This is a genomic window from Burkholderia sp. JKS000303, from assembly GCF_002563755.1.
GTDB lineage: Bacteria > Pseudomonadota > Gammaproteobacteria > Burkholderiales > Burkholderiaceae > Burkholderia > Burkholderia anthina_B.
This window is the reverse complement of record NZ_PDBZ01000003.1, coordinates 201,761-222,003: the sequence shown is the minus strand read 5'-3', so window position 1 is coordinate 222,003 and position 20,243 is coordinate 201,761. Positions and strand designations below refer to the sequence as shown.

Here is a 20,243-nt window from a genome sequence, read left to right as displayed (position 1 = left end):
GCCGATACGATCGCCCCGCATGACTGCCGGCGGCGATCGCCGTGCACCGAACCTCGATGCAGCAAAGACAAGGGCCCGATTCCGCGCGATGCGGAATCGGGCCCTTGTCGTTCGTCCGTGTCCGGACGCGGCGGATCAGACGAGGTTGTCGAGTTCGCAATGCGCTTCGAGCCGATACCCGTCGGGATCGACGACGAACGCCGCGTAATAGCCGGGACCGTAGTGCTCGCGCTTGCCGGGGCCGCCGTTGTCCTGACCGCCGTGCTGCAGTGCGGCGCGGTAGAACGCATCGACCTCAACCGGCGACGTCGCGCGAAACGACAGGTGCAGCCCCGATTCGGGATCGGCGACGACCGGACGCTGCGCGTGCTGCAACCACAGCACCGGTTCGGTGGTGCCGTATCCGAGGGATCCGTCGTCGCTGTACAGCCGCTTGTAGCCGAGCGCGCCGAGCGTGCTGTCGTAGAACGCGCGGCTGCGGTCGATGTGGGCAACGCCGAACGAAAGGTGATCGATCATCTGTGGCTCCTTGAACTGAAGAGGGGACGTCCGTGCAGCAAACCTGTTTACAGGCACCAAGCCAGCCGCGTATGGCGCAGCGCGTCGAGCATGCTGTCGTCGAGCGCGCGGCTGCGGCCGGTGTGGATAACTCCGAAGGAAAGGCGATCGAACATCTGTGTCTCCTTGAGCTGAAGGGGCGCGGTGTGCGCAAACCTGTTTTTAACCACCATGCTGGTTATGTTAGAAAGCGTCCGCAGGCTTGTCAACCGGCATGGTGGTTAGATACGATCGGGACATGAACGATACGCAACCTTCCGTCACGACGGACTGCCTGATTCCCGCGCCGTCCGAAACGCTGAGCATTGATTTCGCGAACACGTTGTACTGGCGCGGCGCCGACGCGCCGACCGAAACCTTCGGCACGCTCGATGATCTGTTTGCGTGGTGCCGTGAGCAGGCGCGCGTGCCGGCCGACCTGGCCGACGCGTGTCGCGCTGAAGAGAAGGAGAAAGAGGACGAGCCGGCGACGCTCGCGCGCGCGCTGGCGTTGCGCGAGGCGCTGTACCGGCTCTTTCATGCGCAGGCCGAGCGGCGCGAGCCGCAGGCGGACGATCTCGCGCTGCTTGGCGGTTTTCTGGCGGAAGCCGCGCCGCGCGTCGCGCTGACGCGGATCGACGGCGGCTATGGATGGCGGATCGGGCGCGCGGGCGCGACGCTCGCGGGCGTGCTGAGCCCGGTGCTGTGGTCGGCGATCGACCTGCTGGGCGGCGCGCGGCTCGCGAAGGTCAAGCGCTGCGCGAACGACGCATGTCAGTGGCTGTTCATCGACGACAGCAAGAACGGTAGCCGCCGATGGTGCTCGATGTCGTCGTGCGGCAACCGCGCGAAGGCGTACCGCCACTATCACAAGGCCGAATGAAGCGGCGGCTCGAGCCGCCCGTCACGCCGGAACCTATTTCGCTGACAGCTTGCGCCACAGCGTCGTCTTGCTGATGCCGAGCATCGCGCATGCGCGATCGCGGTCGCCGCCGCACGCGTCGAGTACCGCACGGATCTCGTCGGCTTCCGCGCGACGGCGGCGCGCGTGGAGCGTCTGTGCATCGTCGTCGCCGGCGCCGGCCGCATCGGGCGGCGCGGCGAACAGCTCGGGCGCGATCGCCTGCAATGCATCGGGCGAGAGCGCGCCGCACGCGGCGGCCGGATCGTTCTCGTCGACTTCCTCGGCCAGTTCCACCGCGATCCGCTCGACCACGTTCTGCAATTCCCGCACGTTGCCGGGCCACCGGTAGCGCGCGAGCGTCGCCTGCGTGGCGTCGAGCACGCGCAGCGCGTCGCCGGCATCGCGCACGCGCTCGGCCAGCCGCGGCTCGCGCCGCGCGGCCTGCACGAGCAGCGTCGCCGCGAGCGCCGGAATATCGGCCGCGCGCTCGCGCAGCGGCGGCAGGCCGATGTTCAGGATGTTGAGCCGGTAATACAGATCGGCGCGGAACGTGCCGGCTTCGACGGCCGCGAGTAGCGGACGATGCGTCGCGGCGACCACGCGCACGTCGATGCGGATCGGCTCGGTCGAGCCGAGGCGGATCACCTCGCGCTCCTGCAGCACGCGAAGCAGCCGGCTTTGCAGCGATGGTGGCATCTCGCCGATCTCGTCGAGAAACAGCGTGCCGCGATGCGCGGCCTCGAACAGCCCCGTCTTGCCGCCGCGCCGCGCGCCGGTGAACGCGCCTTCCTCGTAACCGAACAGCTCGCTCTCGAGCAGCGCCTCCGGAAACGCGCCGCAGTTGACCGCGACGAACGGATAGCTGCGCCGTGCGGACAGCGCATGCAGGCTCTGCGCGATCATCTCCTTGCCGGTGCCGCTTTCGCCGAGCACGAGCACGGTCGCGTCGGAGCGCGCATAGCGGCGCACCAGTTCGCGCACGCGCGCCATCGGCGCGGACGTGCCGACTACGTCGTCGAGCGCGTAGCGCGCCGCGAACTGCTGCGTGTTCGGCTGCGAACGCAGCGCACGGTCGAGCCGTTCGACCGCGCGCGACTCCTGGAACGTCAGCACGCTGCCCGACGTGACGCCACGGTCGACGAGCGGCCCGCGATGCACGACGTAGCGCACGCCGCGCACGGTCGCGAGCGCGTCGCCGTCCTCGCCGCGCAGCGTGCGCAGCTCGGGCCGCAGATCGACGAGCGCACGGCCGACGGCCGCCGCGGGTTCGACCCCGAGCGCCGACGCGAGCCGCTCGTTGATCGCCTCGACGCGGCCGCGCGCATCGAGCGCGACCACGCCGTCGCGCAGATGCTGCAGCAGATTGTCGAGCCGCTGGCGGCGAAACGCCTCGGCATGCGTCGCGTACGCGACTTCGAGCGCCGTGTCGACGGCCTTGCGCACCGACGCGTGCGAATACAGGAACACGGCGCCCATGCCGGCGCTCGCCGCGAGGTCGGTCACGAGCCCGGGGCCGACGATCGTCTCGATGCCGCGATCGTGCAGGTCGTGCACGCAGGCTTCTGCTTCCTGCGCGGACTGATATGACGCAAACTGCACGTCGAGGCCGTACGCGGCGACGAAGCGGCGCACCTCGGGCGGCGTCTCGCCGGCGCTGACGAGCGCGATCCGCGATGCATCGCGCCGGGCCCGCGCCAGCGCCTGCATCACGTCGAAGCCGGTCGGCGACACGACCACGACCGGCACCTGCGCCCGCGTTTTCAGGAACGCGCCGTTCGAGCCGGCCGCGACGATCACGTCGGGCCGCGCGGTGCCGGCCTCCGCGATGGCGCTCAGCGCGTCTTCATAGGCACGCGTGACGATGCGCACGTCCGCGCGTTCGTCGAATTCGCCGGCGATCTCGCGAAACAGCTCGCGCAGGCGGCTGATGCCCATCGCCCAGATGCGCGGGCGCACCGCTCGGTCAGCCGGGCCGGCGGGTTTGGTCGAGGAGAGGTCCATGTCGACCGATTATGCGCGTGCAATTTCATTTTTGAAACGTGAAATTGCCGAATTGAAATGGATGGGCGATGAAGCGCCCACGCTGGTTGCTTAAGAATCAGTGGGTTAGCGGCGATCCGCAAGCTGGCCCGGTCCTTGCTGTTAATGGGCATTCCTTCAGGAGGCCGTTCATGAGCAACACGCATCTTCAGAGCGCCGGCGCGAAATTCCGCGCGGCAGTCGCGGCCGAGCAGCCGCTGCAGGTGGTCGGCGCGATCACCGCGTATGCAGCCAAGATGGCGCAGGCCGTCGGCTTCAAGGCCGTTTACCTGTCGGGCGGCGGCGTCGCCGCGAACTCGCTCGGCATCCCCGATCTCGGCATCAGCACGATGGAAGACGTGCTGATCGACGCGAACCGGATCACCAACGCGACCGACCTGCCGCTGCTCGTCGACATTGATACCGGCTGGGGCGGCGCGTTCAACATCGCGCGCACGGTGCGCTCGTTCATCAAGGCCGGTGTCGCGGCCGTCCACCTTGAAGACCAGGTCGGCCAGAAGCGCTGCGGCCACCGTCCGGGCAAGGAAGTCGTGCCGGTCGAGGAAATGGTCGATCGCGTGAAGGCCGCGGTCGATGCGCGTACCGACGACCAGTTCGTGATCATGGCCCGCACCGACGCGGCCGCTGCCGAAGGGATCGACGCCGCGATCGAGCGCGCGATCGCCTACGTGGAAGCCGGCGCGGACATGATCTTCCCGGAAGCGATGAAGACGCTCGACGACTATCGTCGCTTCAAGGCAGCGGTGAAGGTGCCGATCCTCGCGAACCTGACCGAGTTCGGCTCGACGCCGCTCTTCACGCTCGACGAACTGCGCGAGGCGAACGTCGACATCGCGCTGTACTGCTGCGGCGCGTATCGCGCGATGAACAAGGCCGCGCTGAATTTCTACGAGACGCTGCGCCGCGACGGCACGCAGAAGGCCGCCGTGCCGACGATGCAGACCCGCGCCGAGTTGTACGACTTCCTCGGCTATCACGCGTACGAGCAGAAGCTCGACGAACTGTTCGCGCAGGGCAAGAAGTAACGTGCCCGCGCGCCGGGACACGGTTCCCGGAACGCTTTGCATGACGCCGGGCCGCGCGCGCCAGCGCCGGGCCCGGCCGACATGACACCCCCGATACCCATTGGAGAACGGAAACATGAGCGAGACGAAAGACGCAGCAGCACCGGCCGCCGCAGGCGCATTCAAGCCGAAGAAGTCGGTGGCGCTGTCGGGCGTGACGGCCGGCAACACGGCGCTCTGCACGGTCGGCAAGACCGGCAACGACCTGCACTATCGCGGCTACGACATTCTCGATGTCGCCGAAGCGTGCGAGTTCGAGGAAATCGCGCACCTGCTCGTGCACGGCACGCTGCCGAACCTGACCGAACTGGCTGCCTACAAGACGAAGCTGCGCGCGATGCGTGGCCTGCCGAACGCGCTGAAGGTCGCGCTCGAGCAGATCCCGGCATCGGCTCACCCGATGGACGTGATGCGCACCGGCGTGTCGGTGCTCGGCACCGTGCTGCCGGAGAAGGACGATCACAACCTGCCGGGCGCACGCGACATCGCCGACCGCCTGATGGCGTCGCTCGGCTCGATGCTGCTGTACTGGTATCACTTCTCGCACAACGGCAAGCGCATCGAAACGGAAACCGACGATGATTCGATCGGCGGCCACTTCCTGCACCTGCTGCACGGCAAGACGCCGTCGAAGTCGTGGGTCGACGCGATGCACACGTCGCTGATCCTCTACGCGGAGCACGAGTTCAACGCATCGACGTTCACCGGCCGCGTGATCGCGGGCACGGGCTCGGACATCTACTCGGCGATCACCGGCGCGATCGGCGCGCTGCGCGGCCCGAAGCACGGCGGCGCGAACGAAGTCGCGTATGAAATTCAGAGCCGCTACAGCTCGCCGGACGAGGCCGAAGCGGACATCCGCCGTCGCGTCGAGAACAAGGAAGTCGTGATCGGCTTCGGTCACCCGGTCTACACGATTTCCGATCCGCGCAACAAGGTGATCAAGGGCGTCGCGCACAAGCTGTCGAAGGAAGCGGGCGACGTGAAGCTGTACGACATCGCCGAGCGCCTCGAGTCGGTGATGTGGGATGCGAAGAAGATGTTCCCGAACCTCGACTGGTTCAGCGCCGTGTCGTATCACATGATGGGCGTACCGACCGCGATGTTCACGCCGCTGTTCGTGATCTCGCGCACGTCCGGCTGGAGCGCGCACATCATGGAGCAGCGCATCGACAACAAGATCATCCGCCCGAGCGCGAACTACACCGGTCCGGAAGACCTGCAGTTCGTGCCGATCGAGAAGCGCTGAAACGCCCGCCGCGCGTGCCGGCGCCCGTGATGCGGGCCGCCGGCGCGCGCGGAACGTCTTACCCCGAATTCCGCCCCACATCATGAATACCGCCAACCGCAAACCCCTGCCCGGCACGTCGCTGGACTTCTTCGATGCGCGTGCCGCGGTCGAAGCGATCGCGCCCGGCGCCTACGACACGCTGCCGTACACGTCGCGCGTGCTCGCCGAAAACCTCGTGCGCCGCTGCGACCCGGCGATCCTCGCCGATTCGCTGAAGCAGATCATCGAGCGCAAGCGCGAACGCGACTTCCCGTGGTTCCCGGCGCGCGTGGTGTGCCACGACATCCTCGGCCAGACGGCGCTCGTCGATCTCGCGGGCCTGCGCGACGCGATCGCCGACGGCGGCGGCGACCCGGCGAAGGTGAACCCGGTCGTGCCCGTGCAACTGATCGTCGACCACTCGCTCGCCGTCGAATGCGGCGGCTTCGATCCGGACGCGTTCGCGAAGAACCGCGCGATCGAGGATCGCCGCAACGAGGATCGCTTCCACTTCATCGAGTGGACGAAGAAGGCGTTCGAGAACGTCGACGTGATCCCGCCGGGCAACGGCATCATGCACCAGATCAACCTGGAGAAGATGTCGCCGGTGATCCAGGTGCAGGATGGCGTAGCCTATCCGGACACCTGCGTCGGCACCGACAGCCACACGCCGCACGTCGACGCGCTCGGCGTGATCGCGGTCGGCGTCGGCGGCCTCGAAGCGGAGAACGTGATGCTCGGCCGCGCATCGTGGATGCGCCTGCCGGACATCGTCGGCGTCGAGCTGACCGGCAAGCGCCAGTCCGGCATCACCGCGACCGACGTCGTGCTCGCGCTGACCGAGTTCCTGCGCAAGGAAAAAGTGGTCGGCGCGTATCTGGAATTCCGTGGCGCAGGCGCCGCGAGCCTCACGCTCGGCGATCGCGCGACGATCTCGAACATGGCGCCCGAATACGGCGCAACGGCCGCGATGTTCTTCATCGACGGCCAGACGACCGACTACCTGCGCCTCACCGGCCGCAGCGACGAGCAGGTGAAGCTGGTCGAGACCTACGCGAAGGCGGCGGGCCTGTGGGCCGACACGCTGGACCATGCGCAGTACGAACGTACGCTGACGTTCGACCTGTCGAGCGTCGTGCGCAACATGGCCGGCCCGTCGAACCCGCACAAGCGGCTGCCGACGTCCGATCTCGCCGCGCGCGGGATCGCCGGCCAGTGGGAAGAGAAGGCGGGCGAGATGCCCGACGGCGCGGTGATCATCGCCGCGATCACGAGCTGCACGAACACCAGCAACCCGCGCAACGTGATCGCCGCGGCCTTGCTCGCACGCAACGCGAACGCGAAGGGCCTCACGCGCAAGCCGTGGGTGAAGAGCTCGCTCGCGCCGGGATCGAAGGCGGTCGAGCTGTATCTGGAAGAAGCGAACCTGCTGCCGGAACTCGAGAAGCTCGGCTTCGGCATCGTCGCGTTCGCGTGCACGACCTGTAACGGGATGTCGGGTGCGCTCGATCCGAAGATCCAGCAGGAGATCGTCGAGCGCGACCTGTACGCGACGGCCGTGCTGTCCGGCAACCGCAACTTCGACGGCCGCATCCATCCGTATGCGAAGCAGGCGTTCCTCGCGTCGCCGCCGCTCGTCGTCGCGTATGCGATCGCCGGCACGATCCGCTTCGACATCGAGAAGGACGTGCTCGGTCTCGACCAGGACGGCAAGCCCGTCACGCTGAAGGACATCTGGCCGACCGACGAGGAAATCGACGCGATCGTGGCGTCGAGCGTGAAGCCGGAGCAGTTCCGCAAGGTCTACGAACCGATGTTCGCGCGCACGGCCGATACCGGCGAGCGTGCGGCGCCGCTGTACGACTGGCGCGCGCAGAGTACCTACATCCGCCGTCCGCCGTACTGGGAAGGGGCGCTGGCCGGCGAACGCACGATGAAGGGCATGCGTGCGCTCGCGGTGCTCGGCGACAACATCACGACCGACCACCTGTCGCCGTCGAACGCGATCCTCGCGAACAGCGCGGCCGGCGAGTACCTCGCGAAGATGGGCCTGCCGGAAGAGGACTTCAACTCGTACGCGACGCACCGCGGCGACCACCTCACCGCGCAGCGCGCGACCTTCGCGAACCCGACGCTGATCAACGAGATGGCGGTGGTCGACGGCGCGGTGAAGAAGGGTTCGCTCGCGCGGGTCGAGCCGGAAGGCAAGGTCATGCGGATGTGGGAGGCGATCGAGACGTACATGAATCGCAAGCAGCCGCTGATCGTGATTGCCGGCGCCGACTACGGCCAGGGCTCGTCGCGCGACTGGGCCGCGAAGGGCGTGCGGCTCGCGGGCGTCGAGGTGATCGTCGCCGAAGGGTTCGAGCGGATCCACCGCACGAACCTGATCGGGATGGGCGTGCTGCCGCTCGAGTTCAAGCCGGGCACGAACCGCACGACGCTCGGCATCGACGGCACCGAGACCTTCGACGTGACCGGCGAGCGCACGCCGCGCGCCGATCTCACGCTGGTGATCCATCGCAAGAACGGCGAGCGTGTCGAAGTGCCGGTCACGTGCCGGCTCGATACGGCCGAGGAAGTGTCGATCTACGATGCGGGCGGCGTGCTGCAGCGCTTCGCGCAGGACTTCCTCGAATCGTCGCAGGCGGCCTGACGGCACGCTGACAGGCTGAATCCGGGCGGTGCACACGTGCATCGCCCGTCGTCACAGGGCTTTGCATGGGACCGGGGCCGGCGTTCGAGCGCCGGCTCCGGTCGACAGGACAACACAGACATGGCACACATTCCTCAAATCCGGATTCCCGCCACCTACATTCGCGGCGGCACCAGCAAGGGCGTGTTCTTCCGGCTGCAGGACCTGCCCGATGCCGCGCAGGCGCCGGGCGCCGCGCGCGACGCGCTGCTGCTGCGCGTGATCGGCAGCCCCGATCCGTACGGCAAGCAGATCGACGGGATGGGCGGCGCGACATCGTCCACCAGCAAGACGGTGATCGTGTCGAAGAGCACGCGGCCCGGTCACGACGTCGATTACCTGTTTGGTCAGGTCGCGATCGACCGCGCGTTCGTCGACTGGACCGGCAACTGCGGCAACCTGTCGGCGGCGGTCGGCCCGTTCGCGATCAGCGGCGGCCTCGTGGATGCGGCGCGCGTGCCGCGCGACGGCGTCGCGACCGTACGGATCTGGCAGGCGAACATCGGCAAGACGATCATTGCGCACGTGCCGATCACGAATGGCGCGGTGCAGGAGACGGGCGATTTCGAGCTGGACGGCGTCACGTTCCCGGCCGCCGAAGTGCAGCTCGAGTTCATGGACCCGGCCGCCGAGGAAGAAGGCGCGGGCGGGTCGATGTTCCCGACCGGCAACCTCGTCGACGATCTGACGGTGCCGGGCATCGGCACGCTGAAGGCGACGATGATCAACGCGGGGATCCCGACCATCTTCGTCGAGGCCGAGGCGATCGGCTATACGGGCACCGAATTGCAGGATGCGATCAACGGCGATGCGAAGGCGCTCGAGAAGTTCGAGACGATCCGCGCGCACGGCGCGCTGCGCATGGGCCTGATCGACACGCTCGACGAGATCGCGACGCGCCAGCACACGCCGAAGGTCGCGTTCGTCGCGAAGCCGGCCGACTACGTCGCGTCGAGCGGCAAGCGCGTGAATGCAGGCGACGTCGACCTGCTGGTGCGCGCGATGTCGATGGGCAAGCTGCACCACGCGATGATGGGCACGGCAGCGGTCGCGATCGGCACGGCCGCGGCGATTCCGGGCACGCTCGTCAATCTCGCGGCAGGCGGAGGCGAACGCAACGCGGTGCGCTTCGGGCATCCGTCGGGCACGCTGCGCGTCGGCGCGGAAGCGCAGCGCGAGAACGGCGAATGGACCGTCACCAAGGCGATCATGAGCCGCAGCGCGCGCGTGCTGATGGAAGGCTGGGTGCGCGTGCCGGGCGACGCGTTCTGATCGCACCGGTCGTCGTTCCGATGACAGTCAAGGGCGGCTTCGGCCGCCCTTGTCGATTCTGCGTCGGCGTCGGTTTCGTCTCCGGTGCCGGTCAGCCGTGCAGGAAGCGGCGCAGCGCGTCGTGGCCGATGCGTCGCGCGGCGGCAGACAGTCGCGCATCGGGCACGATGTCGAAGCCATGCACGCCGCCCGGGAATACGTGTAGCTCGGTCGGCACGCCGGCGCGGATCAGCCGCTGCGCGTAGTCGATGTTCTCGTCGACGAACAGGTCGAGCGTACCGACCGCGATGAACGCGGGCGGCAGCCCGTCGAGTCGTTGCGCACGGGCGGCCGCCGCGTAAGGCGACACATGGTCGCTGCCCGGCGCATGGCCGAGCAGCGACGTCCAGCCGAACCGGTTGCTGGCCGCATGCCAGACGAACTCGCCGGCATGCGGATGCGGCGCGCGCACGCAGGTGCGGTCGTCGAGCATCGGATACATCAGGTGCTGGAAGGCCAGCGGATATTCGCCGCGGTCGCGCGCGAGCAGCGCGAGTGCGGCGGCGAGCCCGCCGCCCGCGCTTTCGCCCATCACGCCGATGCGCGCGGCGTCGATGCCGAGTGCCTCCGCGTGACGGAAGGTCCACGCAAGCGCCGCGTAGCAATCGTCGATCGCGCCGGGAAACGGCGTCTCGGGCGCGAGGCGGTAGTCGATCGACACCAGCGCGCACCCGAGCGCCTTCACCAGCGGCCGATGCACGGCTTCGAGATCCTGCGCGGCGCCGCGCACGTAGCCGCCGCCGTGCATGTGCACGAGCGCCGGCAGCGGGCGCGTCGCGTCGTCGGGCAGGTACACGCGGACCGGCACGTCCGGCGCGCCGTCGAGGCCCGGCACGCGACGCTGCAGGAGCGTGGTGCCGACGGTGTCGATCGGCGGCAGCGGCAGGGTGCGCGTGCGGTGCTGCGCGAGGTTGCCGGCGTCGAGCGTGACGGTGGGCCAGACGTCCAGCCAGGGGCGGAGGTCGGGGTCGACGAGATGACGTGTGTCCAGGATGCGGCTCCTTGGTGACGGCGGCGCAACGCGCGCCGGCCGGTGAACCCGTGACGACGGCGTCACAGCACGCTGCGCGCGACCACCCAGCGGTGCACTTCGCTCGGGCCTTCGAAGATGCGCATCAGCCGCGCTTCGTTCGCCATCTGGTGCAGCGGCAGCTCTTTCGTCATGCCCATCGCGCCGAGCGTCTGCATCGCATGATCGATGACGCTCGACGCCATCTCGGTCGCGAACACCTTGACCATCGAGATCTGCGTGCGCGCATCCTGTCCGGCATCGACCCGCGCGGCCGCTTCGTAGGTCATCAGGCGGCACGCGTGAATCTGCGTCAGCGCGTCGGCGACCCACCACTGGATCGCCTGGCGCTCGGCGAGCGGCACGCCGAAGGTCTTGCGCTGCTTCGCATGGTCGCACAGCAGCGCGACCGCACGCTCGGTGCGGCCGATGCACCATGCGGCCATCTCCAGCCGCCGGTTCGACAGGCGCGCCTGCATCGGCGCGAACCCGGCGCCTTCGCGGCCCAGCAGTTGCGTGGCGGGAATGCGGCAGTCCTCCAGCACGATTTCGTAGGTCGACAGCCCGCCGATCATCGGGATTTGGCGCTCGATGACGAAGCCCGGCGTGTCGCGCTCGACGATGAACGCCGACATGCCGCCGCGCTTGCCCTTGCTCCGGTCGGTCAGCGCCATCACGATCGTCCAGTCGGCTTCGCGGGCATGGCTGATCCAGATCTTCCGGCCGTTCAGCACCCATGTGTCGCCGTCGCGCACGGCCGTCGTCGACAGCGCGCCCGGATCCGAGCCGGCGCCCGGCTCGGAAATCGCCATTGCGGCGCGCGTGAGGCCGCGCGCGTACGGTTCCAGGTAGCGCGCGCGCTGCGCGCCGTCGGCCGCGTCGCACAGCATCCGCAGATTCGGTGAATCGGGCGGCAGGATGTACGGCGTCACGGTCGTGCCGATCGCTTCGTTCACGCCGACCATCGCGACGGCCGGCAGGTCCGAGCCGCCGGCGTCGACGGGCGCGTCGAGCCCCCACAGGCCGAGCGCCCGGGAGCGCTCGTCGAGCCGCGCGCGTTCGTCGGGGCGCAGCGCGAAGTGCTGGCCGTCGGCCTCGCGCGCCATCACGGCCGCTTCGAGCGGCATCAGCTCGTCTTTCACGAAGCGTGCGACGAGGTCCTTGATCATCCGGTGATCGAGATCGAGTTCGAAATTCATGGGTATGTCGATGAAGAGGCGAAGGAAGCGCGCGCTCAATACGCGCGCGCCGGAGAGGCCGCCCGGGCGCGCAACGTGGCGAGCAGCGCCACGCAGCCGAGCGCCAGCAGCGCGGCGTTGAAATAGAGGCCGGCGCGCATCGATCCGGTAGCGGTGTTCAGCACGCCCATCAGGAACGGGCTCGCGAATCCGCCGATCGCGCCGGACATCGTGATCGCCGCGATCGCGACCGCCATCGAGCGCTTCGGCAGCGCGAGCCCCGGCACCACCCAGAACGCGGGCAGCGCCGCGGCATGCGTGGCGACCGCGACGCAGAGCGTGATCGTCAGGTTCGCGGCGCCGTCGACGCGTGCCAGCACGACGAGCGTCGCCGCGCATGCCAGCATTGCGGCCGCACCGTGTTCGCGCCAGGCGTGCCGGCGTTCGGTGCGCCAGCCCATCCCGAGCATGCCGACGATGCCGCACAGGTAGGGCAGGGCGGACAGCAGGCCGATCTGCATCGCGCCGTGCAGGCCGCCGCGATGCAGGATCACGGGCATCCAGAACACGAGCGCGTAGCCGGCCGCCGCGATCGCGAAATTGGCCGTGCACAGCAGCCAGAAGTCGCGGTGCGCGAGCAGGGGGCGTGCGGGGGCGGCGCCGTGGTCCGTGTCTGCGTCGGCGCGCGCGTGCGCATCGCGCAGCGCGGCCTTGTCGGCGTCCGACAGCCAGCGCGCGTCGTCCGGCCGGTCGTCGAGATAGCGCAGCGCGACGAAGCCGAGCACGCTGCTCGGCAGCCCTTCGACGATGAACAGCCACTGCCAGCCGCTCAGGCCGGCGACGCCGTCGAAGTAGGTGAGGATCGCGCCCGACACGGGGCCGGCGATCAGCCCCGCGAGATACAGCGCGCTCATGAAGAGCGCGAACGCCTTCGCGCGCTGCTTCGGCGGATACCACGCGCCGAGATGGAACAGGATGCCGGGGAAGAAGCCGGCCTCGAACACGCCGAGCAGGAAGCGGCACACGTAGAACTGCGCGGGCGTCGTGACGAACATCGTCGCGGCCGAGCCGAGCCCCCACAGCACCATGATGCGGGCGATGGTGCGGCGCGCGCCGATCCGCACGAGCAGCGCGTTGCTCGGAATCTCGAACACCATGTAGCCGATGAAGAAGATGCCCGCGCCGAGCCCGTAGACGGCATCGGACAGGTGCAGCTCGGCGGCCATCTGCGCGTGCGCGAAGCCGATGTTGATCCGGTCGATGAACGACAGCGTGTAGCAGAGGATCAGGAACGGCAGCAGGCGCCGCGAGATCCGGCGATAGAGCGCCGGCATCGCGGTGTCGCGCGTGCCGGCCGGGGTGGACAGGGTCGGGGTCATGGGCCTTCCGTCAGAAGCGGTGAGTGATGCCGAACGCCAGCACCTGTTCGGTGCCGCCCGGCTGCGGTTGCACGCCGGCGACGACGGTGTTGCTCGCGTCGCCGCCGTTCTTCAGGTACAGATAGCGGGCATAGAGCGAGGTCCGCTTGGACAGCGGATGGTCGTAGCCGATGCCGAACGCGGTCGCGTCGTTCGCCGAGCCCTTCACGTCGCGGCGCACGACCGACACCAGCACGCGATCGAGCGCGCCGACGTTGATCGCCGCGCCGACGCTCGCCGTCGAGAACGCGGGCAGGCCGGGCGCCGTGCTGGCGCCGTAGAGGAACGCGCCGTACAGCTTGACCCGTGCGAACGCGTAGTTCGCCGCGAACACGTAGTGGCGGGTGGTCGTCGGCTGCACGACGGGCGCGAGGGTGCCGGACGACACGTCGCCCTGGAAGCTCGCGCCGACATAGAGCCCGCCGATCCGGTACTGGAGCCCCGCGCCGTAGTTGCGGCCGGCCTGCATCGACAGCGCGTTCGGCGTCGGAAAGCCGTAGGTGGCCATCACGCGCAGGCCGTTCCAGTCGGGGCCGAGATACGACACGGCCTGGTTGAAGCGCGGAATCGGCGGGGTCGTGTTGGTCGTGATCGTGTCCGTCGACGTCGCGAGCAGCGCGAGCGGCGACATGCGCTCGTTCAGGCCGAACGGATCGCCTTCGTACACGGTGTAGAACGCCGGCGTGTATTGCCGGCCGAGCCGCAGATCGCCGTAGCGGGTGTTCTGCAGCGCCACGTACGCCTGCCGGTAGAACAGCATGCCGCCCTGGAGCGAGCCGTCGGCCGGCGAGAAGCCGCTTTCCAGCACGAACTTCGTCGAGGTTCCGCCGCCGAGATCCTCGACGCCGGTCAGCCCGACGCGGCTCGTCGATCCGCCGCCACCGCTCTGCCGGAAGCTCGACAGGCTGCCGATACGATCGAACTCGACGTAGCTGTCGACGATCCCGTACAGCGTGACCGACGACGCGTGCGCATGTGTCGTGCACAGCACGCATGTGCCGATCAGGAGTGCTTTCCGTTGCATGAATGTGTCTCCGTTCCATGTTTGTTATGTGCCGCGCCCGCGATCGGGGCGGCGATTGACGGCGCGCGGCGGACGGGGCCGCGCGCCGTCGGGATCAGCGCCCCTTGAACACCGGTTTGCGTTTTTCGAGGAAGGCGCGGGCGCCTTCGACCCGGTCCTCGCTCGCGTAGACGTCGGGGCCGACGTCGAGCCGCAGCGCCGCGGCAACCGGCAGGCCCCAGCTGCGCGTCGCCGTCTCCTTGATGCGGCGGATCGTGAGCGGTGCGTTCGCGGCGATCGACTGCGCCAGTTCGCGCACGGTGTCGTCGAGCGCGGCGCCGGGAACGACGCGGTTCAGCAGCCCGATGCGCGACGCTTCGTCCGCGTCGATGCGGCGGCCCGTAAACAGCAGCTCCATCGCGATCGCGCGCGGCAGCATGCGCGGCAGCAGCACGCTCGCGAAGTTCGCACCCATGCCGACCCGGGCTTCGGGCAGCGCGAAAGACGCGTGATCGGCGGCGACCCGCAGGTCGCATGCGAGCGCGATCTCGAAGCCGCCGCCGATCGCGTAGCCGTTGATCGCCGCGATGGTCGGCTTGCGCAGTTCGAGGATCAGCTCGTGCACGTTGCGTGCGAGCCCGCGCATCGGCCGCATGCCGCGCATCTCCGGGTCGCCGAGATCCACGCCTGCGCTGAAGGCCCGCTCGCCCGCGCCGCGGATCACGATCGCGCGCACCGCGGGGTCGTCGTCGAGCGTGACGAGTTCGTCGCACAGGCGCCGGAACGCATCGGCGGACAGCGCGTTGGCGACATGCGGACGATGGATCGTCAGCCACGCGATGCCGTCTTCGTCGTTGCGCAGGATCGACGGGGCGTCGTCGCCGGTCAGGGAGGAGAAGGTGCGCGAGAGGGTCATGCTGCGCTCCCGGTGATGCCCGCTCGTTCGTCGTGAACGACACCCGCCTGCCGCAGCGCGTCGCGGCCGGCCGCGTCGATGCCGAGCGCGTCGAGCACGGCGTCGGTGTCGGCCGCGAACGGCCGCGGCGGCCGGCGGATCGAGCCGGGCGTGCGCGACAGCTTGGCCGGGATGCCCGCACCGGTATACGTGTCGTTCTTGACGAACATCGCGTTGCGGGCCGCCTGCGGATGGCCGAATCCGTCTGCGATGGTGTTGACCGGCCCCGTCGCGACGCCGGCGCGCATCAGCCGATCGACGACCTCGTCGGCGGGCAGTTCGCCGGTCAGTTGCCCGATCAGCGTGTCGAGCGCATCGCGGTGCGCGACGCGCTGCGCGTTGGTCGTGAAACGCGGATCGCGGGCGAGCTCGGGCACGCCGAGCGCTTCGACCATCTTCGCGAACGTGCGGTTGTTGCCGGCGCCCGTTGCGACCGGCTTGTCCTTGCACGGATAGACGCCGTACGGTGCGATCGCGGCGTAGACGTTGCCCGTTGCGACGGGCACGTCGCCGGTCGCCATCCAGCTCGTGCTGACCGGATGCAGCATCGACAGCGCGGTGCTGAACAGGTCGATGTCGACGTGCTGCCCGAGGCCGGAGCGCGTGCGCTCCACCAGCGCGAGCAGGATGCTCGACACGGCGCTCAGCCCGGCCGCGTAGTCGACGACCGGAAACGGCACCTTCAGCGGCATGCCGCCCGGTTCGCCGTTGATCGACATGAAGCCGGCGAGCCCTTGCGCGACCGCGTCGTAGCCCGGAAAGCGGGTGAGCGGGCCATCCGTGCCGTAGCCGGAGATCGAGCAATGAACCACGCGCGGAAAGCGTTCGCGCAGGCAGTCGTCGTAGCCGATGCCCCAGCGTTCGAGGGTGCCTTGCTTGAAGTTGTCGACCAGCACGTCGGCCGTCTCCAGCAGACGGAACAGCACGTCGCGTCCGTCGGGATGCGACAGGTCGAGCGCGAGGTTGCGCTTGTTGCGGTTGAGCCCCCAGAAATAGCTGGAGATGCCGGAGGGCATGGCGGGCCCCCAGTCGCGGGTTTCGTCGCCTTGCGGCGGCTCGATCTTGATGACGTCCGCGCCGTGGTCGGCGAGCGTCTGCGTGCAGAACGGGCCCGCATAGACGCGGCTCAGGTCTACGACGCGCACCCCTGCGAGCGCGCCTTCGTGGTTGCTGGTCATGACGAGGTTTCCTTCGAGGGTCGGTGATGCTGGCGTTCGCCGGCGGCGTGCCGGGCGAAGCGCCGTGGGTTCAGTCGCGCGCGGCGAACAGCGCTTCGACGGCCGCGCGGTGTTCGGGCGTCGCGTGTGCGAATGCCTGGTACGACGCGGACAGGTCGAGCAGCGTGTCGAGGCTCGTATGCCGGCCTTCGCGCAGCAGCCGCTTGGTCAGGCGCAGCGCGGTGCCCGAATGGCGGGCGATGCGTTCGGCGAGCGCGTGCGCATGGGCGAGCAGCTCGCCGTCGGGGACGACGCGCGACACCAGTCCGTGGCGCAGCGCCGTTTGCGCGTCCATCGCATCGCCGGTGAACGACATCTCGGCCGCGACGGCCGCGCCGACAATCTGCGGCAGGAACCACGCACCGCCGTCGCCCGGCACGAGGCCGAGCGCGATGAAGCTTTCCGCGAAGCGCGCGCGGTCGGCGGCGATGCGGATGTCGCACATGCACGCGAGGTCGGTGCCGGCGCCGATGGCCGGCCCGTTGATCGCCGCGATGGCGGGCACTTCGAGCTGCTGGAACGCATGGGCGAGACGCTGGATGCCGCGCCGATAGCTCGTCCGGATCGCCGCGAGGTCGTGCAGCCCGGACTCGGCGAGTGCCCGCATCGCCTTCACGTTGCCGCCCGACGAAAACACGGTGCCGGCGCCCGTCAGGACCAGCACGCGGATCGATTCGTCGCGGTTCGCGTCGTCGCAGCACGCGACCAATGCATCGATCGCATCGGTGTCCGAAATGGCGTTGCGCGTTTCGGGGCGGTTCATCGTGACGGTCAGGATCGGTCCCTGCCGTTCACGGATCAGAAAGGCTGACATGATGTCTCCGTTTGTTCTGTACCGCGGGGCTTCACGCCGCGGGCCGAAGCCTAGTATCGTCACGACGGTCGGCGGCGGGAAATTCCATTCCACATACGTGGAAGGGCCTGCCGGAACGGCGCGGAGGGAGCGGAATGAGCGGAAACGTGGTCAAGAGCGCGGCGCGCGTGTTCGAGGTGCTGGAGCTGTTCAGCGAGCTGCAGCGGCCGCTGAGCGTGCGCGAGATCGCCACGCGCTGCCGCTATCCCGGCTCCAGCGCGGCGGCGCTGCTGACCAGCATGAAGGTGCTGGGCTACCTCGCCTACGACGAGCGGACGCACGTGTATGCGCCGACGGCGCGGCTCGTCAATCTCGGCGAGGCACTCGTCGATTCGGCAGCGGGCAGCCGCCGGTACTGGCACACGGTGGCGAAACGGCTGGCGGCCGTCACGCGGGAGGCCGTCGTGATCGCGGTGCAGAGCGACCTGTATGTGCAGTACATCGACGCCGTCGCGGGCGCCCACCGGATTCCGGTCCAGTTCTATGGGCCGATCGGCACGCGTCGCGAGACCTGCATGTCGGGGCTCGGCTGGGCGCTGCTGAGCCTGCAGCCCGACAGCACGATCCGGCGGCTCGTGTCGCGCAGCATCCGGCGGCTCGGGAAGTCGGGCAGGACGATCGACGAGGACGTCGTGCTGGACAAGGTCGACGAGACGCGGCGGCTCGGCTATTCGTATTCCGCGCATACGGTGACGCAGGGCGCGGCGATGATCTCGATGGTGATCGCCGACGGCTGGAACGGCATGCCGCTTGCGATCGGCGTGGCCGGGCCGGTGGAGCGGATCGATCCGCATCGCGACGCGATCGTGCTCGCGATGCGCGACGCACTGGCCGAGCGCATGGACGAAACGGCCGGTTAGCCGGGCGGCGGTGCGTCCGCAAGGGGCGGGCGCAGTCGGCATCGGGCGGACGACGGCATGCATTCATCCGGCTTCGACGCGCGCTTCACGTATTGGTCGGCTTGCCGCGCACAGTGCGGGTGGCGCGTCCCTTCGCATAGAATCGGAGCGTTGCTTCACCCCTGTCCGGTTGCATTCCCGCGAGGTCGCCATGTCATTGAACGCGCCGCTTTCCGGCGTCCATATCGTCGAATTCGAAGGGCTCGGCCCCGGCCCGCTCGCGGGCTGGATGCTCGCCGGGATGGGGGCGCGCATCACGCTGATCGCGCGCCCGGCCGGCCGCACGAGCGCACCGGACGCGCTGCAGGGCCGCGCTGGCGATTTGCTCCGCGAAGGCAAGACGATCGTCGAACTCGATCTGAAGACACCGGCCGGCCGTGACGCGGCGCGCGCGTTGATCGCGCAAGCCGACGCGCTGGTCGAGGGGCTGCGTCCCGGCGTGATGGAGCGCCTCGGCCTCGGGCCCGCCGATTGCGCGCGCGGCAATCCGAAGCTCGTGTACGGACGCATGACCGGTTGGGGGCAGCACGGCCCGCTCGCGGCGGCGGCCGGGCACGACCTGAATTACGTCGCGCTGACCGGGCTGCTGTCGCTGTCCGCACCGCGCGATGGCCGGCCCGGCCTGCCGCCGACCGTCGTCGGCGACGCGGGCGGCGCGCTCGGGCTCGCGTTCGGGATCGTCTGCGCGCTCTTCGACGTGCGTGGCGGCGGCCCGGGGCGCGTGGTCGACGGCGCGATCGTCGACGTCGTGTCGATGCTCGGCTCGCTCGCGCTGTGGGCACGCGCGAACGGCCAGCTCGACGGCGCGCAGCCGAGCCTCTTTCACGACGCGCCGTTCTACGACGTATATCGCTGCGCGGATGGCGAATGCGTGACGATCGGCGCGCTCGAACCGCCGTTCTATGCGCTGCTGGTCGAGCGGCTCGGGTTGACCGACCTCGATCCGGCGTCGCAGTACGATCGCGCGCGCTGGCCCGCGCTGAAGGCGCGTTTCGCGGCGGTCTTCGCGCAGCAGCCGTCCGCGCACTGGCGCGCGCTGCTCGAGGGTACCGACGTATGCTTTGCGCCGGTGCTGAGCATGGCCGACGCGGCCGCGCATCCGCACAACGCGGCGCGCGGGATTTATCGTACCGACGAAAACGGCAACCTCAGGGCGCGCATGGCGCCGCGTTTCCTGCCGCTGAACGGAGAGGATGCGGGCTGACGAGCCGGGGCGCGCGGCATGCCGCCGCCCCGAGCGCCGTCACGCGGCGATCACGCCGTTTCCTCCGGCGCATCCGGCATCTTGCCGTCGCCGACGCGGTTGATCGTGCCTTGCGCGATCGCGACGAGCCGCTCGTGATCGCCGTCGATGACGAACACGTGACACTGGCAGGTCGCCTGATGCCGCCCCGCGTAGACCACCTTCGCGCGGGCGACGAGCGTGCCGTTCACGGCCGGCCGCAGGTAATTGATCTTGTATTCGGCGGTGATGACGCGCGGGCCGAGCACGAGCGCGCCGGCGAATGTCAGCGCATTGTCGGCGAGATAGCCGATGACGCCGCCGTGCACGAAACCGTGCTGTTGCCGCAGTTCCTCCCGCACCGGCAGGCACAGCGACACCTCGTTGTCGCCGATATGCATCAACTGCGTGCCCAGCAACATGCTGAACGGTTGCGCGCGCAATGCGCCGCGCGCGTGGTCCGTGATGTCCGTCATCGACTTGCCTCGCAATGCGTGTCCGCTTGCGCTGAACTCTAGGAAGGGGGCTGCGGATAAGCAAGGAAATTCGTCCGCATTTCTTGCGATTGCCGGCGCGATGCGGCGCGATTGTTGCGCCGAACGCGGGCGTTGTGCTCGTTTGCGGGCGAATCGGCGTGAATGGCGGCCGCATCGCTGGCGGCGCGCCGG

17 protein-coding genes are annotated in these 20,243 nt (G+C 69.0%); 7 read left to right on the top strand and 10 right to left on the bottom strand.

The window, feature by feature from the left end; all coding sequences use genetic code 11:
- Positions 1-135 precede the first annotated feature (135 nt).
- The gene (locus BX604_RS28860; RefSeq protein ID WP_098554261.1) at positions 136-519 is read right to left on the bottom strand and encodes a VOC family protein; all 384 of its coding nucleotides are present in this window, start codon (positions 517-519) and stop codon (positions 136-138) included.
- 253 nt (positions 520-772) lie between these two features.
- On the opposite strand from BX604_RS28860, the gene BX604_RS28855 reads away from it, so the two are divergent.
- A complete protein-coding gene (locus BX604_RS28855; RefSeq protein ID WP_098554260.1) occupies positions 773-1,420 on the top strand; it encodes a CGNR zinc finger domain-containing protein in 648 nt (215 codons plus the stop codon).
- 33 nt (positions 1,421-1,453) lie between these two features.
- On the opposite strand, the gene prpR is transcribed toward BX604_RS28855, so the two are convergent.
- Positions 1,454-3,442 (bottom strand): propionate catabolism operon regulatory protein PrpR, encoded by a 1,989-nt coding sequence (gene prpR / locus BX604_RS28850; protein ID WP_098554259.1) that lies wholly within the window; start codon positions 3,440-3,442, stop codon positions 1,454-1,456.
- A gap of 170 nt (positions 3,443-3,612) precedes the next feature.
- On the opposite strand from prpR, the gene prpB reads away from it, so the two are divergent.
- The 4 genes from prpB (at position 3,613) to prpF (ending at position 9,782) form a co-directional block, all read left to right on the top strand.
- Positions 3,613-4,506: a methylisocitrate lyase gene (gene prpB, locus BX604_RS28845; protein WP_096507814.1), complete on the top strand. Its 894-nt coding sequence runs from the start codon at positions 3,613-3,615 to the stop codon at positions 4,504-4,506.
- Positions 4,507-4,621: 115 nt separating this feature from the next.
- Positions 4,622-5,794 carry a bifunctional 2-methylcitrate synthase/citrate synthase gene (gene prpC, locus BX604_RS28840; RefSeq protein ID WP_098554258.1) on the top strand — a complete coding sequence of 391 codons (1,173 nt, stop codon included), beginning with the start codon at positions 4,622-4,624 and terminating at the stop codon, positions 5,792-5,794.
- A gap of 82 nt (positions 5,795-5,876) precedes the next feature.
- Positions 5,877-8,471 carry a Fe/S-dependent 2-methylisocitrate dehydratase AcnD gene (acnD, locus tag BX604_RS28835; RefSeq protein WP_098554257.1) on the top strand — a complete coding sequence of 865 codons (2,595 nt, stop codon included), beginning with the start codon at positions 5,877-5,879 and terminating at the stop codon, positions 8,469-8,471.
- A gap of 120 nt (positions 8,472-8,591) precedes the next feature.
- A complete protein-coding gene (gene prpF / locus BX604_RS28830; RefSeq protein WP_098554256.1) occupies positions 8,592-9,782 on the top strand; it encodes a 2-methylaconitate cis-trans isomerase PrpF in 1,191 nt (396 codons plus the stop codon).
- Between the two features lie 91 nt (positions 9,783-9,873).
- On the opposite strand, the gene BX604_RS28825 is transcribed toward prpF, so the two are convergent.
- The 7 genes from BX604_RS28825 to BX604_RS28795 form a co-directional block, all read right to left on the bottom strand.
- A complete protein-coding gene (locus BX604_RS28825; RefSeq protein ID WP_257146456.1) occupies positions 9,874-10,878 on the bottom strand; it encodes an alpha/beta hydrolase in 1,005 nt (334 codons plus the stop codon).
- Positions 10,875-12,029: an acyl-CoA dehydrogenase family protein gene (locus BX604_RS28820; protein ID WP_098554255.1), complete on the bottom strand. Its 1,155-nt coding sequence runs from the start codon at positions 12,027-12,029 to the stop codon at positions 10,875-10,877. Before BX604_RS28820 ends, BX604_RS28825 begins: the two co-directional genes overlap by 4 nt.
- Positions 12,030-12,064: 35 nt before the next feature.
- Positions 12,065-13,387 (bottom strand): MFS transporter, encoded by a 1,323-nt coding sequence (locus BX604_RS28815; RefSeq protein WP_098554254.1) that lies wholly within the window; start codon positions 13,385-13,387, stop codon positions 12,065-12,067.
- A 10-nt stretch (positions 13,388-13,397) separates the two neighbouring features.
- On the bottom strand, positions 13,398-14,450 hold the full coding sequence (locus tag BX604_RS28810) for a porin (RefSeq protein ID WP_098554253.1): 1,053 nt from the start codon (positions 14,448-14,450) through the stop codon (positions 13,398-13,400).
- A 94-nt stretch (positions 14,451-14,544) separates the two neighbouring features.
- Complete coding sequence (locus BX604_RS28805) at positions 14,545-15,345, bottom strand: enoyl-CoA hydratase/isomerase family protein (RefSeq protein WP_098554252.1); 801 nt, start codon at positions 15,343-15,345, stop codon at positions 14,545-14,547.
- A complete protein-coding gene (locus BX604_RS28800; RefSeq protein WP_098554251.1) occupies positions 15,342-16,562 on the bottom strand; it encodes a CaiB/BaiF CoA transferase family protein in 1,221 nt (406 codons plus the stop codon). The genes BX604_RS28805 and BX604_RS28800 overlap by 4 nt, the downstream gene beginning before the upstream one ends.
- A gap of 70 nt (positions 16,563-16,632) precedes the next feature.
- Complete coding sequence (locus BX604_RS28795; RefSeq protein ID WP_098554250.1) at positions 16,633-17,415, bottom strand: crotonase/enoyl-CoA hydratase family protein; 783 nt, start codon at positions 17,413-17,415, stop codon at positions 16,633-16,635.
- 134 nt (positions 17,416-17,549) lie between these two features.
- Here BX604_RS28795 and BX604_RS28790 point away from each other — a divergent pair, with 134 nt between their 5' ends.
- Entirely contained in the window at positions 17,550-18,314 is a 765-nt protein-coding gene (locus BX604_RS28790) for an IclR family transcriptional regulator (protein WP_098554249.1), read from the top strand.
- 190 nt (positions 18,315-18,504) lie between these two features.
- Complete coding sequence (locus tag BX604_RS28785) at positions 18,505-19,557, top strand: CaiB/BaiF CoA transferase family protein (RefSeq protein WP_098554248.1); 1,053 nt, start codon at positions 18,505-18,507, stop codon at positions 19,555-19,557.
- 50 nt (positions 19,558-19,607) lie between these two features.
- On the opposite strand, the gene BX604_RS28780 is transcribed toward BX604_RS28785, so the two are convergent.
- Positions 19,608-20,051 carry a PaaI family thioesterase gene (locus BX604_RS28780; RefSeq protein WP_096507802.1) on the bottom strand — a complete coding sequence of 148 codons (444 nt, stop codon included), beginning with the start codon at positions 20,049-20,051 and terminating at the stop codon, positions 19,608-19,610.
- Between the last annotated feature and the right edge of the window lie 192 nt (positions 20,052-20,243).

Coding starts and splice junctions, on each gene's coding strand:
- BX604_RS28860 (WP_098554261.1), bottom strand. CDS start 519: ATGATCGATCACCTTTCGTTCGGCGTTGCCCACATCGACCGCAGCCGC.
- BX604_RS28855 (WP_098554260.1), top strand. CDS start 773: ATGGTGGTTAGATACGATCGGGACATGAACGATACGCAACCTTCCGTC.
- prpR (WP_098554259.1), bottom strand. CDS start 3,442: ATGGACCTCTCCTCGACCAAACCCGCCGGCCCGGCTGACCGAGCGGTG.
- prpB (WP_096507814.1), top strand. CDS start 3,613: ATGAGCAACACGCATCTTCAGAGCGCCGGCGCGAAATTCCGCGCGGCA.
- prpC (WP_098554258.1), top strand. CDS start 4,622: ATGAGCGAGACGAAAGACGCAGCAGCACCGGCCGCCGCAGGCGCATTC.
- acnD (WP_098554257.1), top strand. CDS start 5,877: ATGAATACCGCCAACCGCAAACCCCTGCCCGGCACGTCGCTGGACTTC.
- prpF (WP_098554256.1), top strand. CDS start 8,592: ATGGCACACATTCCTCAAATCCGGATTCCCGCCACCTACATTCGCGGC.
- BX604_RS28820 (WP_098554255.1), bottom strand. CDS start 12,029: ATGAATTTCGAACTCGATCTCGATCACCGGATGATCAAGGACCTCGTC.
- BX604_RS28815 (WP_098554254.1), bottom strand. CDS start 13,387: ATGACCCCGACCCTGTCCACCCCGGCCGGCACGCGCGACACCGCGATG.
- BX604_RS28810 (WP_098554253.1), bottom strand. CDS start 14,450: ATGCAACGGAAAGCACTCCTGATCGGCACATGCGTGCTGTGCACGACA.
- BX604_RS28805 (WP_098554252.1), bottom strand. CDS start 15,345: ATGACCCTCTCGCGCACCTTCTCCTCCCTGACCGGCGACGACGCCCCG.
- BX604_RS28800 (WP_098554251.1), bottom strand. CDS start 16,562: ATGACCAGCAACCACGAAGGCGCGCTCGCAGGGGTGCGCGTCGTAGAC.
- BX604_RS28795 (WP_098554250.1), bottom strand. CDS start 17,415: ATGTCAGCCTTTCTGATCCGTGAACGGCAGGGACCGATCCTGACCGTC.
- BX604_RS28790 (WP_098554249.1), top strand. CDS start 17,550: ATGAGCGGAAACGTGGTCAAGAGCGCGGCGCGCGTGTTCGAGGTGCTG.
- BX604_RS28785 (WP_098554248.1), top strand. CDS start 18,505: ATGTCATTGAACGCGCCGCTTTCCGGCGTCCATATCGTCGAATTCGAA.
- BX604_RS28780 (WP_096507802.1), bottom strand. CDS start 20,051: ATGACGGACATCACGGACCACGCGCGCGGCGCATTGCGCGCGCAACCG.